Annotated in this window: 18 protein-coding genes and 1 pseudogene; 15 read left to right on the top strand and 4 right to left on the bottom strand. The window is 65.4% G+C overall.

The genetic code is table 11. The annotated features are described in order from the left end of the window. Positions 1 to 12: 12 nt before the first annotated feature. Positions 13 to 776: pseudogene (locus AB0398_RS17795) on the bottom strand (GntR family transcriptional regulator). A gap of 78 nt (positions 777 to 854) precedes the next feature. Between AB0398_RS17795 and AB0398_RS17790 the strand changes: the two are divergent. The 6 genes from AB0398_RS17790 (at position 855) to AB0398_RS17765 (ending at position 6,724) form a co-directional block, all read left to right on the top strand. Then, positions 855 to 1,133 carry a hypothetical protein gene (locus AB0398_RS17790; protein WP_366376422.1) on the top strand — a complete coding sequence of 93 codons (279 nt, stop codon included), beginning with the start codon at positions 855 to 857 and terminating at the stop codon, positions 1,131 to 1,133. A gap of 12 nt (positions 1,134 to 1,145) precedes the next feature. Next, positions 1,146 to 1,334, top strand: a complete 189-nt coding sequence (locus AB0398_RS17785; RefSeq protein WP_366376080.1) for a hypothetical protein — start codon at positions 1,146 to 1,148, stop codon at positions 1,332 to 1,334. 407 nt (positions 1,335 to 1,741) lie between these two features. Then, complete coding sequence (locus AB0398_RS17780) at positions 1,742 to 2,437, top strand: GntR family transcriptional regulator (protein ID WP_366376078.1); 696 nt, start codon at positions 1,742 to 1,744, stop codon at positions 2,435 to 2,437. Beyond that, positions 2,434 to 2,736, top strand: coding sequence for a hypothetical protein (locus tag AB0398_RS17775; protein ID WP_366376077.1), 303 nt, complete (start codon positions 2,434 to 2,436; stop codon positions 2,734 to 2,736). Before AB0398_RS17780 ends, AB0398_RS17775 begins: the two co-directional genes overlap by 4 nt. 365 nt (positions 2,737 to 3,101) lie before the next feature. Continuing rightward, a complete protein-coding gene (locus AB0398_RS17770) occupies positions 3,102 to 5,072 on the top strand; it encodes an AAA family ATPase (RefSeq protein ID WP_366376075.1) in 1,971 nt (656 codons plus the stop codon). Beyond that, complete coding sequence (locus tag AB0398_RS17765; RefSeq protein ID WP_366376073.1) at positions 5,069 to 6,724, top strand: ATP-dependent helicase; 1,656 nt, start codon at positions 5,069 to 5,071, stop codon at positions 6,722 to 6,724. Before AB0398_RS17770 ends, AB0398_RS17765 begins: the two co-directional genes overlap by 4 nt. 374 nt (positions 6,725 to 7,098) lie before the next feature. Here AB0398_RS17765 and AB0398_RS17760 read toward each other — a convergent pair whose 3' ends face one another. Continuing rightward, on the bottom strand, positions 7,099 to 7,587 hold the full coding sequence (locus AB0398_RS17760) for a hypothetical protein (protein WP_366376072.1): 489 nt from the start codon (positions 7,585 to 7,587) through the stop codon (positions 7,099 to 7,101). Positions 7,588 to 7,848: 261 nt separating this feature from the next. On the opposite strand from AB0398_RS17760, the gene AB0398_RS17755 reads away from it, so the two are divergent. After that, positions 7,849 to 8,163 carry a PadR family transcriptional regulator gene (locus tag AB0398_RS17755; protein WP_366376070.1) on the top strand — a complete coding sequence of 105 codons (315 nt, stop codon included), beginning with the start codon at positions 7,849 to 7,851 and terminating at the stop codon, positions 8,161 to 8,163. Positions 8,164 to 8,240: 77 nt separating this feature from the next. Further along, a complete protein-coding gene (locus AB0398_RS17750) occupies positions 8,241 to 8,969 on the top strand; it encodes a hypothetical protein (RefSeq protein WP_366376068.1) in 729 nt (242 codons plus the stop codon). A gap of 520 nt (positions 8,970 to 9,489) precedes the next feature. On the opposite strand, the gene AB0398_RS17745 is transcribed toward AB0398_RS17750, so the two are convergent. Further along, complete coding sequence (locus AB0398_RS17745) at positions 9,490 to 9,699, bottom strand: hypothetical protein (RefSeq protein ID WP_366376067.1); 210 nt, start codon at positions 9,697 to 9,699, stop codon at positions 9,490 to 9,492. A 109-nt stretch (positions 9,700 to 9,808) separates the two neighbouring features. Then, positions 9,809 to 10,279: an NUDIX domain-containing protein gene (locus AB0398_RS17740; protein ID WP_366376066.1), complete on the bottom strand. Its 471-nt coding sequence runs from the start codon at positions 10,277 to 10,279 to the stop codon at positions 9,809 to 9,811. A gap of 18 nt (positions 10,280 to 10,297) precedes the next feature. On the opposite strand from AB0398_RS17740, the gene AB0398_RS17735 reads away from it, so the two are divergent. The 7 genes from AB0398_RS17735 (at position 10,298) to AB0398_RS17705 (ending at position 14,417) form a co-directional block, all read left to right on the top strand. Beyond that, the gene (locus AB0398_RS17735; RefSeq protein WP_366376064.1) at positions 10,298 to 11,077 is read left to right on the top strand and encodes a GntR family transcriptional regulator; all 780 of its coding nucleotides are present in this window, start codon (positions 10,298 to 10,300) and stop codon (positions 11,075 to 11,077) included. Positions 11,078 to 11,214: 137 nt separating this feature from the next. Further along, complete coding sequence (locus AB0398_RS17730; RefSeq protein WP_366376062.1) at positions 11,215 to 11,571, top strand: hypothetical protein; 357 nt, start codon at positions 11,215 to 11,217, stop codon at positions 11,569 to 11,571. Between the two features lie 2 nt (positions 11,572 to 11,573). Next, complete coding sequence (locus tag AB0398_RS17725) at positions 11,574 to 12,941, top strand: FtsK/SpoIIIE domain-containing protein (protein ID WP_366376061.1); 1,368 nt, start codon at positions 11,574 to 11,576, stop codon at positions 12,939 to 12,941. 88 nt (positions 12,942 to 13,029) lie between these two features. Then, on the top strand, positions 13,030 to 13,686 hold the full coding sequence (locus AB0398_RS17720; RefSeq protein ID WP_366376059.1) for a DUF2637 domain-containing protein: 657 nt from the start codon (positions 13,030 to 13,032) through the stop codon (positions 13,684 to 13,686). 17 nt (positions 13,687 to 13,703) lie between these two features. Beyond that, complete coding sequence (locus AB0398_RS17715; RefSeq protein ID WP_366376058.1) at positions 13,704 to 13,898, top strand: mobile element transfer protein; 195 nt, start codon at positions 13,704 to 13,706, stop codon at positions 13,896 to 13,898. A gap of 13 nt (positions 13,899 to 13,911) precedes the next feature. Then, complete coding sequence (locus tag AB0398_RS17710; RefSeq protein WP_104860443.1) at positions 13,912 to 14,070, top strand: hypothetical protein; 159 nt, start codon at positions 13,912 to 13,914, stop codon at positions 14,068 to 14,070. Positions 14,071 to 14,096: 26 nt separating this feature from the next. Continuing rightward, positions 14,097 to 14,417 (top strand): SpdD-like protein, encoded by a 321-nt coding sequence (locus AB0398_RS17705; protein ID WP_366376056.1) that lies wholly within the window; start codon positions 14,097 to 14,099, stop codon positions 14,415 to 14,417. The last annotated feature ends 83 nt before the right edge of the window (positions 14,418 to 14,500 follow it).

Genomic DNA, 14,500 nt, shown 5'->3' with positions numbered 1-14,500 from the left:
CGCAATGCTCCGTCAGAGATTGATCGGGATCTCGTAGACGATCTCGCACAGGGCGGCCGGCACGACGATGTCCGCAGTTTCCACGGGCTGTCCCTGGTCGCTGTAGTACGTCCGCCGGATATGCGTGACAAGCGCGGCCTTCTGGATCCCAAGAAGCGATGCTTCCTCGCTTCCTCGGCGGTGGCCTGACGCGGCTCGGGCTGCTCGACGGCATGGCTCACGGTGACGCCGATCTCGGCCATCCGGTTCACGACACCGGCGCCGGCATGCGGCCCGCCCTCTGGGAGGACGATAAGGGTCCCACCGGTGAGGTCGTACGGCTCCCAGCTCGTTGACAACTGCACGGGCCGCCCGTCGGCGAGGAACTCGTACACGGTCCGGACGCACAGCTCGCCCTCACCGATCCCGAGCCGCGCAGCGATCTCCGCCGGCGCGGGCACCTTCGCATCGGTCCGGCTCTCCCAACCGCCGTTCCGTCCGACGGCCTTCATGTCGGCCCGGAACGGCGATCCGTCCGGCTGCTCGCGCGCCGCGGACCGCACCATCCGCACCCGTTGCCGGGGCTCGGCCACATAGGTCCCGGATCCTGCCCGCCCCTCCAGCACGCCCTGGGAGATCAACAACTCCTGGGCTCGGCGAACGACGTTCTCGCCCACCCCGCACTCCTGGCCGATCTGGGCCCGTGAGGGCAGCCGGTCTCCAGGAGTCCACTCGTGCTCCGTGATCCGCCGCCGCAGTTCGTCGGCGATGCGGAGGTATGGCGGCTGCTCAGGCATATGGAAAATCTAGTCCACTAGCTCTAATCTAGTTAACTAGCTTCACTGAAAGTGATCGCCGGTAACGGAGGCTGCCTTGTGCCTGCTCCAGAAGTAAGCGCGGAGGTCCTCGCCGCCCGGCTGTCCGCCCTGGGACTCACCACACGCGTGCTGGACCACATCAGACACACGTCGATCGAAGCGGAGGTACCGGAGGCACTCACCGCCGAGACATGGCGGGAGGTCCTGGAAGTCCTGGCACAGGCAGACCGCTTCGGCCTGCTCGCCACCAGCCTGGGCGGCCGAACCCTCTGGGCCGCCGTGAACAAAGCGGTCCCCGCGACAGGCGACGTCCGGGGACCTGGCCATCAGCGATAGGAGCTGATCAGCATGTTCAACCGTATCCGTCGCGCGCTCCGGCCCACCAGAGCACGGCACGCCCGAAACCCCCGCCGCTACACGGCCTTACCCCCCGGCATCCAGTTCGGTCCGGACACGATCCGCGGCGAGGAGACCATCCTGGTCCAACCGTACGTCCCGCCCGTCGAACGCCTCCTCACGTTCGCGGAGGCCATCTGATGCCCCATTCGAAGACTCCCCCGTACCGCTCATCCGCATGTCGAATCGGCACGCACCACGAGTGCGCTCACTCCTCTCCGACGACGGCCCCGGTCGACATCCCCGTCACCTACGAGGCGTGCGTCTGCCCCTGCCACACGCCGACCACTCACGCGCCCCGCACGGAGGCGACGGCATGAGGCCCTGGGTCCCGAACGCTGCCGTAGCCGCCCCCATCGAAATCACCTCGCTCAACGTCCAGCGAGGCGATGTCATCCAGATCGGCGGTGTGCCCTGCCGCGTGACCGACCTCCGACAACTCCCCCTCGGATCAAAGCGCCTTCTCTTCGAAACGGGCGAGCAACTGACGATGCACCCCCGCACCCGCCTGGTCGCCCTCCGCGTCCGCAGAAGGTGGTGACCGCTCTATGCCCACGCTCCGCGACACCATCGCCGACGACCTGCGCGCCCAGATCACCGCCGGCCGCCTCAAGCCCGGCGACCGCCTTCCCTCGGAACCGAAGCTCGCGGCCCACTACAAGGTCAGCACCCCAACCGTCCGGCAGGCCCTGGCCCTCCTCCAGACCGAGGGACTCATCGAGAAGAGCCACGGAAAGGGCAACTTCGTCCGCCCCCTGCTCCGCCGCATCACCTATACCAGCGGCGCCCGCATACCGCTCTCCCCGGACCTCCAGACCACCATCCGCACGACCAACCTCCGCGCCCGCGGACACCTCCGCACCTTGCTCCGGGTACCAGCGAACACCCCCCTGACCGAGTTCCACTGCACCACCTACGAGGGCGAGAACCCCAGAAGCATGGCCCGCATCTACATCCCGCGCTACCTCGCGCCGGTCTCGCAGCCCGACTCCACTTCATGGCCCAACGGACGAACGGCAGGCTGGGTGGAGACCCGAGAGACGGTCACTGCCCGCCTCCCTACCCCGGAGGAATCAGCAGCTCTCCGCATCAGCCCGACGCGGACGGTCCTCACCATCACGAGCGTTGCCACTGACGCCACAGGCCGCGTGATCGAAGCTGCGCTCCTGGCCCTCCCCGGCGACAACGCAGACGCAGTATTCATCAGCCACCCGGCACCAAAGGAAGGGAAGACCGACAGGTGACCTCCCACGACGAACTACGACTCCTGCCCTGGGCCGGTCCAGACGGCAAACCGTGCTTCCTGAGCACCGACGACAACGAGAGCCGCCTCTCCAACCTGGCCGACACTCTCGAAGCGACCTACCTCAACCTGGCAGCCGAGACTCTCGACCACGCGACCGAGGTGCTGAACCTGTCAGAGGTCAGCCCGGAAGACCTACGCGCCGTATCCACCGACCTCGCAGAAGCCCTGGACCACGTACTACGTGTGGCAGAGAGCCGCGGTCAACGTCTTCCGCAGGCAAGGTCCATCAGTAGCTAGGGGACGCCGTCCTCCTGCGGCCTCAAGTCGAGGCCGTTCCTCCCTGCCCCATCAAGGAGCCTCCAGCATCTGCCGGGGGCTTCTCTGGCAAACGGCTCCGGAAGCCCTGTTCGTATCATGAGTCTCCCCAGGTCAGCGGCCTATGACTGGCATTCTGAGCCCTGTCGGTCCACGAGTAGGCTGCACCTTCGCGAAAAGCGTTGCTGGACGTCACCCGCTGGTGACGTGGGCTCGGGCACTGCGCCACTGATACCAACCGGGCACGTCGACTTCTATAGCCGCCCCGAAGCACGATCGGCCGACTAGCGGACACCGAGCGATGCCACCTATACCCTATGCCTGGGTCGGCATGGCGATCAGGGGGCGTGGATCTAGTGAAGATTACGACGTTGCGACTGAGTAACTTTCAGTCTTTTGGTTCGAAACCGACATCGATCGCTCTCGATGATCTGACATATGTTCTCGGCCCGAACGGCTCAGGAAAGACCGCCGTCCTAGAGGCTCTGTCGCGGCTATTCAGTCCACTGGAGGCTCAGCGCAAGATACGCCTCACGGACTTCCACGTACCTCTCGACCAATCCACAGGCGAGCTGCAAGCCGCGGAACCCATGCTATGGCTGGAGGTGGATATCGAGTTCCCAGAAGCGGCAGCCGACGGGCAACATGCATCGATTCCGCCGAACTTTTCGCACATGGCGATCGACACCGCCGATGGCATTCCACGCACTCGCGTTCGATTGACAGCGTCGCTGGCTCTGGATGGTGTCATCGACGAAAAGATCGAGTACGTGCTGGAGGAGGACGAGAGGGGTATGCCGACTCGCTGCTCCAATATGTCCCGCTACGACCGTGGCCATATCGAGGTGCACTATCTCCCAGCCCGCAGGGACCCTGCCGACCATGTCTCGTACACGACAGCATCGCTTATCGGACGCGCCCTGCGAGCCGCTGACTGGACGGCAGAACGTAAGACGCTGAGCGGCCTCACTGCTCAGATCACCGCATCGCTAATCGAGAACGCCACGGTGGCGAGCATTGGGCTTCGGCTGGCCGGCGAGTGGCAGGGACTGCACCAGGGCGCGTACTTCAAGAATCCATCGATCGCCTTCGGGCGAGGTGAACTGGAAGGCGTGTTGCGCCTGCTGACCGTGTCTTTCTCGCCTACGCACGATGGGGCACCACTGCCTTACGAGCGGCTCAGTGACGGACAGAAGTCCTTGCTCTACATCTCGCTCGTGCTCGCCTGGCAGTCCTTCGCCCGGCGAGTCCTTAGCGGTGAGGAGACCTCTGTCGACGCCGACCGCCTGCGCCCGCCCGTCCACACCGTCATCGCCCTCGAGGAGCCTGAGAACAGCCTCGCGCCGCAGTACCTCGGTCGAATTATCCGCCAACTACGCAGCGCTTGCGCACACGGTGACGTGCAGTCCCTCATTGCTACGCATGCGCCCGCCCTCCTGCGCCGCGTCGATCCCAGCACTATCTGCTTCCTGAGATTGAACGCTATTCGAGAGACGACGGTCCGCCGCATCGTCCTGCCCGAGGGTGAGGACGAGGGATCGGCCGCCAAGTACGTACGCGAGGCAGTGCAGTCCTACCCTGAGCTGTACTTTTCTCGGTTCGTTGTGCTAGGTGAGGGCGATAGTGAGCAGGTAGTCTTGCCACGCGTCTTGGCAGCCTTCGGGCTCGCTGAGGAGGACTCATCCGTTTCAGTGGTCCCATTGGGTGGTCGGCATGTCAATCACTTCTGGCGTCTCCTAAACGAGTTGCAGATCCCGCACGTGACACTGCTTGACCTCGACGCAGGCCGCTATCAGGGCGGCTGGGGGCGGGTTCGCAACGCGCTGAAACAAGTCAATGTCGTCCGCCCGGGAACCTTTACACGGGAGGAGATCGACAAACTACCCAAGTGGAATGATGACTGCGCCTTCCCTGCATTCCTTGAAGGCGGATGGACTGGCTCGTACGGTTCAGTCGCGGACCTGGAGCGGGTAGGGGTCTTCTTCTCTCATCCGGTCGACCTTGACTTGATGCTCCTGGCGGCATATCCCGAGGCCTACGACTTCGTACCTGCTAAGGCAGGCGAGTCGCCCGAGCCTGACCACGCCACTATCGTGGCTGTGCTCGGTAAAAGTCATGCGAACCAGAATCGCCTTCCCGAAAATGTCCGCGCGCTCTTCAGCGCGTACCACGATAGGTTCGATCTTGGTAGCAAGCCCGCCGCGCACTTGTCTGCCCTCGCTGGCCTGAATGACGAGCAGTTGCTGAAGAATTTGCCCAAGGTACTGTCTCGATTGGTCGAGTACGTGCGCGCAAGCCTTGCGGAGCTGCCAGAATGATCCGTCCCGATGAGTGGCACCCAGTCGGCGGCCTTACCCTTGAACCAAACGCGATGTCAGCCGTCACAATGCTAGGCGGGAACGTGGTCGTTACCGCTGGCCCTGGAGCGGGGAAGACCGAGCTGCTTGCCCAACGGGCAGACTTCCTGCTGCGCTCCGGACAATGCCCTTATCCACGCAGGATCCTGGCGGTTTCGTTCAAAGTCGACGCTGCTCGCAACCTGCGAGAGCGGGTCCGACTGCGCTCTGGTCCTCGGCTCGCGTCCAGGTTCGACAGCTTCACCTTCCACGCTTTCGCCAAACGCATAATCGATAATTTTCGGCCCGCTCTAACCGGGTACAACGCTCTGAACCCGGACTATCGGATTGCTGACACCCGAATCGCGGGTGAGCAGATCACCTTCGCTGACCTCGTACCCTTGGCGTCGGAGATCATCGAGGCCAACGCCTACGCAAGAGGAGGAATTCGACAGACGTATAGCCACGTATTTCTCGATGAGTTCCAGGATTGCACCAGACAGCAGTACGGGTTGATCAGGACAGCTTTCGGTCACGCGACTGCCCATCTGACTGCAGTCGGTGACACTAAGCAACGAATTATGGCCTGGGCCGGAGCCCTGGACGGCGTAATGCAAACCTTCGCTGAGGACTTTTCAGCCAGGCCGCTTCCCTTGTATCAGAACTTCCGTTCAGCACCCCGGCTGCGACGCATGCAGAACCGAATGATTGCGCAGATGGACCCCGCGGCAGTCACCCCCTACGGGGAGCTGACGGGGGACGACGGCATCATCGAGGTACTCGCCTTCAACACTGAGTACGATGAGGCACAGGCTATTACGCAGCTAGTCATCGGCTGGCTCCAGGAGGGCACGGCGCCGAGCGAGATAGCCATCCTCGTGCGCCAACAACCCCATCTAGTCGCGGCAGCACTTGGCAGAGAACTCGGATCCCACGGAATTCCGTTTCGTAACGAACAAGACCGCCAGGATCTCACAGCGGAACCAGTAGCCGCTCTCATACTCAACTTGATCCGCGTCATTGTCGATGACAGACAGCCCGACGCATACGCCGAACTCATGAGGATCGCCACTCGATCAAGTGCGCTAGATCAGGAGGCATCACGCTTCGATGGCAAGCTGAAGCGAATGGTGGGAGAGGCTCGAGCGCTGGTGCGCAGCCCAACCTTCATCGCAGAAGATCCGACTGCATGGCGGCGCCTCGTCCACGAGTTCTTGAACTTGATTTCACGGCCGGCCCTGATGGCTCTGTCAACCGAGTACCAGCAAGGTACCCGGCTTGACGATCTGATCGAACAAGTGCTTGATTCTTTTGAGCGGGAGCTTGCCATTGATGGGAACGCCGCCCGAGCGCTCCGCCACCTCTCAGAGGTGGACGCCATCCGGTTCTTGACCATCCATAAATGCAAGGGCTTGGAGTTCGAGAAAGTCGTGGTCCTCGGGGTCGAGGAGCAGCTTTTCTGGAGTGCACCCACCGAGGCGATGTCGGAGTTCTTCGTTGCGATATCCCGCACGAAGCAGCATCTTGTACTGACTCATGCTACACACCGGGACCGGCCCCAAGGGGTAGCGGGGAGATGGAACGAGCAGCGTACGCCGCACCAACAGTTCTTGGGCTTCGCACACGAGGAATAGACACGAGTTACTTGATTACCTGTTAGACAGAAGCCAGTTGGCACCACCTTGCGGGTGAGGCAAGAGGGGCATAGGCAGCACCCGCCGTGTGTCGTAGGGCTGGTGGAATCAGCCCTGCCGGTCCGCGAGCATCCGCGGGGCCGACGGTGTCGTGTCCGTTGGCTCCCGTGTGGCTCTCGTGGGGAGCCACCAGGCGGCGCTGATATCTGCTTTGTAAGCCTGGCGCCACGCGTGGATACGTCCTCGCTGGTCATCGCGCGTGCCAGGCGACGAGTCTCTCGACGGGCATTTACCCCGCGACGGGCTCCGGGTGTCCGTGTTTGACCGCTCGTTCTGGCACGGATCTGGCACGAGAGCGCGCCGAGATCAAGGGGTCAGTCGCGTCGCGAAGCTGGTACACGGATGCCGGAACTAAGGTCGGTAAAAGCCGCCAACAAGTGGGCTACCGATTGCAGCTCGCGTTCCCATGCCGGGAGATCGTCCGGTTCCATCCATTCGCTGTACTCCGCTGCAACAGAGAGGAACTGCGTCTCCTCCTGGGTGCGTGCCGTGACGGTCATCGAGAGGCCGTCGCCCACTTCCTTGGGACTCAGCAGTCCATGCACGAGGCTGAGCGCGAGGCTCACGAGGAGACGTCGGCCGGCCGTCTCCTCGTCAGGAAGAGGCACGTCGAGCTCGCTCAACGCCTGGACGTACAGCTCACGGACCTCGGTCGCATCGCTCCGGCGCGGCAGGCCGGCCAACTCACGCAGGGCAGGAGAGTCGTGCCCGTCAACTAGCGCGTGCGCAGCGATCATCGGGAGATCCTCAGGGCGGAGCACCTCCGCCACGTACTGCCAAGCACTGCCCTGCAACCGGTCCACGACGGCCATCGTGGAGGGTGCGAGGCGTTTTGGCCAGCAGATTGCCGCTCGGTTCGGATACCTCGGCGGCTTCCCTGCACACGACTCCGGAGGACGCGTGCAGCCAACGCGTTCCAGCAGGTCAGAAGCGCGAAACCCGGCTAGATGGCAATCTCCGTCCGCAGATAGACCGCAACTAGCGGAAGAACTGGCTAGCCGAGCCTGACGTCGGATGCTTGATTCCCCTGGTGTCTCGTACTCGACATATGCTCTACTGAGTGCATGTCAACTCCCAGGCTGACAAAGCCAACCATCGCCGTGCTGGAGGCACTACTCGCAGCCACCAGCGACAGCCCAGCTTGGGGGCTCAGTATCTGTCGCGATGCAGACCTTGGCTCCGGCACCGTCTATCCGATCCTTGATCGACTCTCCGAGTATGGGTGGATCGCCAGTCGCAGCGAGAGTGCCCCCCATCCGGGCCGCCCTCCGCGCCGCTACTACGAACTCACGGGACTGGGGCGGCGACAGGCGCAGGCAGCCCTGGAGAAGCGGGCGGTCCGGCGGGTCAGGCTCGGTCTGGCAGGGGGGACCGCATGAGGGTGAGAAGTCGCGTGTCTCCAAGGTCGCTTCAGCGGGCCGGATTGGGAGCGATTGATGGCTGGCCTGGCGGTCCGATGAAAATCAGTATCACTGCCGTTGCGGATGCTGACGTCGCAGCCATAGGGCGCGATGGCCGCTCCATCTTCTTCGATTCCATAAAGCGCCTTCGTGACGGAGCGTTTCAACACCTCAGCGTCATTCGTTCTGGCAGCTTCGGATCTCGGCGACTTTTCGTCCTGCGCTGTGATAGGAATCTGCGCGCCGTATTCGTTTGTGACGATAGCGGGAATCTGCTGCTGCTGCGTGTCGTTGACCGTCGTGAACTGGTAAAGCTAACCCCCGATGCTTTGATGATGCCGGTATCTGTGAGCCCCACTGCTCGACGGGTTACGAATATTGCTGCCCGCATCGCCGGTCGCCGAAGGGCTCACCTGAACGACGAATGGCATACCATTCTTCTCGGTGACCCGGAGCACGGAATCCACGTTTCATCTCAAAGGAAGTTTGTTCTCCTTTCGGGTTTCCTGCTAGCTGCTCTTCGGATGCGTGCGCACGATGCTCTTGGCGCACTCTGGCGTCCTATCGATTGGCTTATTAGCACCGATCAGCGAGTCAACACCAGCATCGCCATGATCGTGGGTGGACAGGCGATCTACATCGTTGGTGACGGTGGATTTCAGGCTTTGATGACAGAGATCTGGGAGCCTTGCGGCATCCTGGGTGGAGGTCTGTATATCCTTGCTCGACACCTAAGGCGCCGCCGTGGTATCGAGCTCGCCACTCATGAGTCACCCAACGAATAACTTGACTCACATAGAGTGAGACGGTGCAACGACGGGTCGCTCCATTCGCTGCACCTTCACCCCTCAAACTCCCATCCCGTCTGCCGTCGGCCCACACACCGTGGAGCAGGCGCGGTGCCGGGCGTCCAGGTGGAGCGCGCCACTGTACGAACGACCTGGACGCCCGGTGCCGTGTCTGCTCGGCTCTGCCTGGGTCGACGGCAGACGGGATGGGAGTTCCCCACCGCCACACCCCACCGGCCGGCACCCGCGCACAAGCCCCCTCCCATCCCGGAGCCTGAGCGCCCCCGCCGGAGGCATCGTCTTGAGCCGCACTCGCGCACAGTCTCGGCGGTCGCCGTGTGGGCTCGTCACCCATCAACCCGAGCCGTCAGGCGTGCGGACGGCGTCCGGGCTGGAGCGGGGCGGAGACAGGAGCGCAGGCCCGGGCGACGGGCCGCGCGCACCGCGCCGTGCGCGGTGGTGCCTTGATGAAGTAGGGAAACTCTTACCGCGCTCTCTGCTGGCGCTCAGCTCGGAACTAGTCGAGCAAGGTGAAGAACAGCTCAATGGTTGGGATGCTGGCGGTCTCGGCTTCGCGCTCGATCTGTGTTGACCAACGCAGTGCGCTTGGACGACGGGCACGCTCGTTGAGCCAGGTGTCGAAAGGGGCATCCCCGTCAGGGGCCCAGAAGGAGAAGTCTTCTTCGGCGCTGTGCACCTCCATGGCTACCCGGTAGCCGAGGAGCATGGAATCCAAGTGCGTCAGAGAGCCGTTGAGGGCCCACGCTCGGGGCGGAGGCGGACTTGATCCAAGAAGTCGTAGACGTTCTCGAACTCAGCCAACGGCTTCGGATTGGTCATGCCGACTTCTCCAGGAGGTGCCGGCCGTTGTGGCTGCGGACGTGAGGGCCCCTGTCGTCCAGGGCGTCGAGGAGGCGGACCGCGTACACCTCGGTCATGCGGGCGGTGATCTCCTCCGGGGTGAGCCACTCGACCGCGGTCGACTCCGTGGAGGTTCGTTCCTCGCCGCCGGACGGCTTGCAGCGGAAGACCAGCGCCACGATGCCTCGCGTCGTGTTCTTGTAGACCCCGGTCAGTTCCTCGACCTCTACCCGGATGCCGGTCTCCTCCCAGACCTCGCGGGTCACGCCCTCTTCAGGGGCCTCCGTGAGTTCCAAGACCCCGCCCGGAAGCTCCCACGTGCCGTTGTCCGCACGGCGGATCGCCAGGAGCCGGCCGTCTTCGCGTACGACCGCGCCCGCGACCGACACGGAGTGCAGTGGCGTTGACGTCGTCTCTCGGGCGCTGTTACTCATGTACAGGAGCATAGGAGAGTGAGAAGGACTATGGGAACGACAGCAGGAGGTGGGAGGGCCGTACCCCGGTACGTCCAGATCGCCGAGGAGATCGTGCAGCAGATCAAGGCCGGTGTTCTCAAGCCCGGCGACCTGGTGCCGAGTGAGTCCGAGCTCGTCGAGCGGTACGGCGTCGCCGGTGGGACCATCCGTAAGGCGATGGTCGAGGTTCGCGCGAGCGGGCTCGTGGAGACACGGCACGGCAAGGGGTCGATCGTGAAGGACCGGCCGCCCGTGCGGCTGCGCTCATCGGACCGGTTCCGGGCCTCGCACCGCCGAGGCGGGAAGGCTGCCTACCTCGCCGAGTCCGCCCAGTCCGGTGCCACCGCCAAGGTGAGCGTCCTCTACATCGGGCCGATGGAGGCGCCGGAGGACATCGCCGAGCGCCTGGGCATCGACACCGGTACGCAGGTGCTCGCGCGGCGGCGTTTGTACTTCCGTAACGGCGTGCCCGTAGAGACCGCCTCCTCCTACCTCCCGTGGGACGTGGTCAAGGACATCCCCCAGCTCTTCTCCGAGAACCCCGGACCCGGCGGGATCTACGCCCGGCTGGAGGATGACGGGCACGTCTTCACCGAGTTCGTCGAGACGTTGCAGGCTCGGCCAGCCGCCAAGGCTGAAGCCTCCGAACTCGTCCTGAGCCCCGGAGCCCCCGTCGTTCACCTGCTGCGGAACGCCGTCACCAAGACCGGTCGCGTCGTCGAGGTCTGCGACACCCTCATGGCCGCTGACCAGTTCGTCTTCGAGTACCGGATCCCCGCCGCCGACTGACGCGCGGTCAACTCTCCTCAACCCGCTTGGACTTCTTCGTCCGGCGGGTTGACTCATGTATAGGAGTCAGGCACTCTTCTTCATGTCACTCATATACATGAGTGACAGAGTCAAACACTTCTAGAGGAGTGATCTCTGTGCGTCAGATCCCCGTCGACACCTCTGCGGCCTCCGTGATGGTCGCCCAGCCCCCGCAGCCCAAGGTGAAGGACCGCCGCACCGGCGAGCGCGCCATGGACGCCGAGACCGGCACCGCGCTGTCGACCGTGGACGTCATGTTCGCCGCGAATGGCGAGGTCGAGATCCTGACCGTGACCGTCCCGGAGACCGGTGTCTCCGCCGACCTCGCCATGGGCACCCCGGTCGCGGTCACCGGCCTGATCGCCCGGCCCTGGGAGAACGAGTTCAACGGCCAGCGTCGGCACGGAATCGCCTTCCGCGCCGTCGCGGTCACCTCGCTCGTCGGCAGTGCGGCGAACCCGAAGGCCGCCTGATCATGGAGTGGTTGATCCTCTCCGCCGTGGCGGTCGTCGTCGCCTTCGCCGGTCTCCTGCGGTGGCGGCGGCCCGCCTGGTACTGGCTGACCTTCGGGGTCGCGCTCGCCGCCCTTCGGGTCCTGGTCCGGTACTCCTCGGTCATGGACGCCTGCGGGCTGACCGTTCCTCCGCCTCGGTGGCGTCTCGCCATCGCTCGGATGGCCAACCGGCCCATGCCGGAGCCCCGGGCCCCGCGCATCCTGCGGCTTCGGCCCACCCGGACCGGCCTCGTCTTACGGCTGGGGCTCCGGCCCGGACAGGACGCCTTCGACGTGGCCGCCTCGTGCGATCGGCTGCGGCACTCGTTCGGCATGCATGGTGTGGCCTCGCGGGAGATCCGCTCCGGCGTCGTCGAACTGCGGATGACCGGTTACGACGTGCTCAAGCGGGTCCAAATGCCCGCCGGCGTCGAGCGCTCGACCATGCGCTTGCCGGTCGCCCTGCGCGAGGACGGCGCCGTTCATTACCGCGACTACCGCACCACCCCGCACGCCCTCACGATCGGAGCCACCAAGTCCGGGAAGTCCGTCTACCAACGGAACCTGGTCGCCGAACTCGCCGCCCAAGAAGTGGCCTTGATCGGGATCGACTGTAAGCAAGGGGTCGAGCTGTTCCCCCTGGCCCGTCGCTTCTCCGCCCTTGCCGACAACCCCGACACCGCCGCCGACCTCCTTGACGCCCTCATCACGCACATGGAAGGCGTCTACCAACTCATCCGCGCCGAGCAGCGCATCACCGCCGACACCCCGGACGCCGACATCGCCGCCGACATCTGGGACCTGCCCGACCACCTTCGCCCCGTTCCCGTTGTCGTCCTCGTCGACGAGGTCGCCGAACTCGCCCTCTTCGCGACGAAGGAGGAGGAGAAGCGGCGGGACCGGATCATCACCGCACTCGCTCGACTCGCCCAGCTCGGCCGCGCCGCCGGCATCTATCTGGAGATCTGCGGGCAGCGCTTCGGCTCCGAACTCGGTAAGGGCATCACCATGCTCCGCGCCCAGCTCAGCGTCCGTACCGCCCACCGCGTCAACGACGAGACCAGCGCCAACATGGCCTTCGGCGACATCGCACCGGACGCCGTCCTCGCCACCGTCCAGATCCCCGTCGACTCACCTGGCCTCGCGATCACCGGCGACGCCTCCGGCGGCTGGGCCCGCATCCGCACGCCGCACATTTCGCTCCGTACGGCCGTCAACGCCTGCAACAAGTACGCGCACCTCGCCCCGGACCTGCCCGGCCTCGCCGCCTTCCGGCCCGCCGTCGCGCCGCTCGTGCACCCGGTCAAGGTTCCGGCCCCGGCGTCCCCCGGGTCTCCGGCTACCGCCTGACCCTCCCCGTCCCACCCGGTCGGCGCGACCGCATCGCGTCACGTCCCTACCTCGCCATGCCCAGAACGCCCGCAAAGGAGGTGCCGACATGACCAGCAAGCTCCGCGTCGACGCCGTGCTGGTCCAAGCCCTGATCGCCGGTGCGCTGTCCTTCGCCCACCTGCACGACCTGGCCGCCGCTGCCGGTCAGACCGGATGGAAGGCGTGGGCCTACCCCGTCTCCGTCGACCTGCTCCTGGTCGCCGCCTGGCGCCGGCTCCGCTCGGACGGCTCGTCCCGGCTCGCTTGGTGCTGGTTCCTGGTCTCCCTGTTCGCCTCGCTCGGCGCGAACGTCGCCACCGCCGGGTTCCTCGACCTCGCCCATCCGCCCGGCTGGCTGCGCTTCGGCATCGCCGGATGGCCTGCGGTCGCGTTCCTCGGCGGCACGCTCCTCGCGCACTCACCGGCGCCGACGACGTCGGAGCCCCACCCGGTGGTCGAGCCAGAGCCGGCAGAAGGCATGTCGACCGAGGCGGAGAACGCCACTGAGACCGAGTCCGATGCCGTCGCCGAGCTGGAGCCGGCCCAGCCCGCGCCGACAGCAGCGCCCGCCGTGCCTGTCCCCGCCGCCCTGGTCGCGCACGCCCGCAAGCTCGCCGACGACCACCACGCCCGTACGGGCCACCCCATGGACACCGACACCCTGCGCGCCCGCCTCGGCGTCCCCGCGCCCATGGCGGACGCCATCGCCGCCCAACTCGCCTGATCAGAACGGAGAACGTCATGTCCCCTCGCGACCACTTCCACTCCGTCATGCGCATCGGCCCCGTACAGATCGGCAGCCACCGTGACCGCCGCGGCCGCACCAAGTACGCCGCCGTCTGCACTGCCGACCGCTGCGGCTGGTCCTCCGACTACTCGAGCTCCTCCGCCGCCCAGCTCGCGGCCCGCACCCACCGCTGCCGCATCTCCGACTGAACGGATACCACTCGTGGACGTCCCGCTCTGGCTCGCCCTGGTCGTCGTCGGCGCCCTCGGCATCAAGCTCATCCGCCCGCCCTGGTGGCTCGTCGCCGTGCTCCTCCTCGGCGGCTTCCTCCTCGCCGACAGCCTGCTGGCCCCCGTCATCGACACCGCGATCTCCAAGTGACCCGACCCGGAAAGGGGAACCACCTCATGCTCCGACCCAAGATCCCGACCATGCCGACGCCGACCGGTCTCGTCACCCCGCCCGCCGTCTTCACCCCGACCGCCGTCGTCCAGCCGGCCGCCGTGGAGCCCATGCAGTCGGCCCCGGCCCAGGCTGCCCAGCGACCCGCCGTCCAGATCACCCCCGGGACCGCGCTCGCCGTCCTCGGAGCCGGCACCGCCGTCGTCCTGGTTGTCGGAACGGTCCTGGTCTCGATGCTCCTCGCGACCGCCGTCACCGCCGCATCGGTGGCCGTCTGCGCCGTCGTCGTCCGTTCGCTGATCGCGTCCTCGGCCAAGCGCCGCTGACCGGCCCCCGGGCGGCTTCGATACCGCCAAGCATCCGCCGCCCGGGAGCCGTACCCCTCGCCGATCTCTCAACCGGAAGGAAC

This window comes from Streptomyces sp. NPDC086147 (assembly GCF_040702165.1).
Lineage (GTDB): Bacteria > Actinomycetota > Actinomycetes > Streptomycetales > Streptomycetaceae > Streptomyces.
Note: the sequence above shows the minus strand (reverse complement) of the source record. Positions and strands in the feature narration are given on the sequence as shown.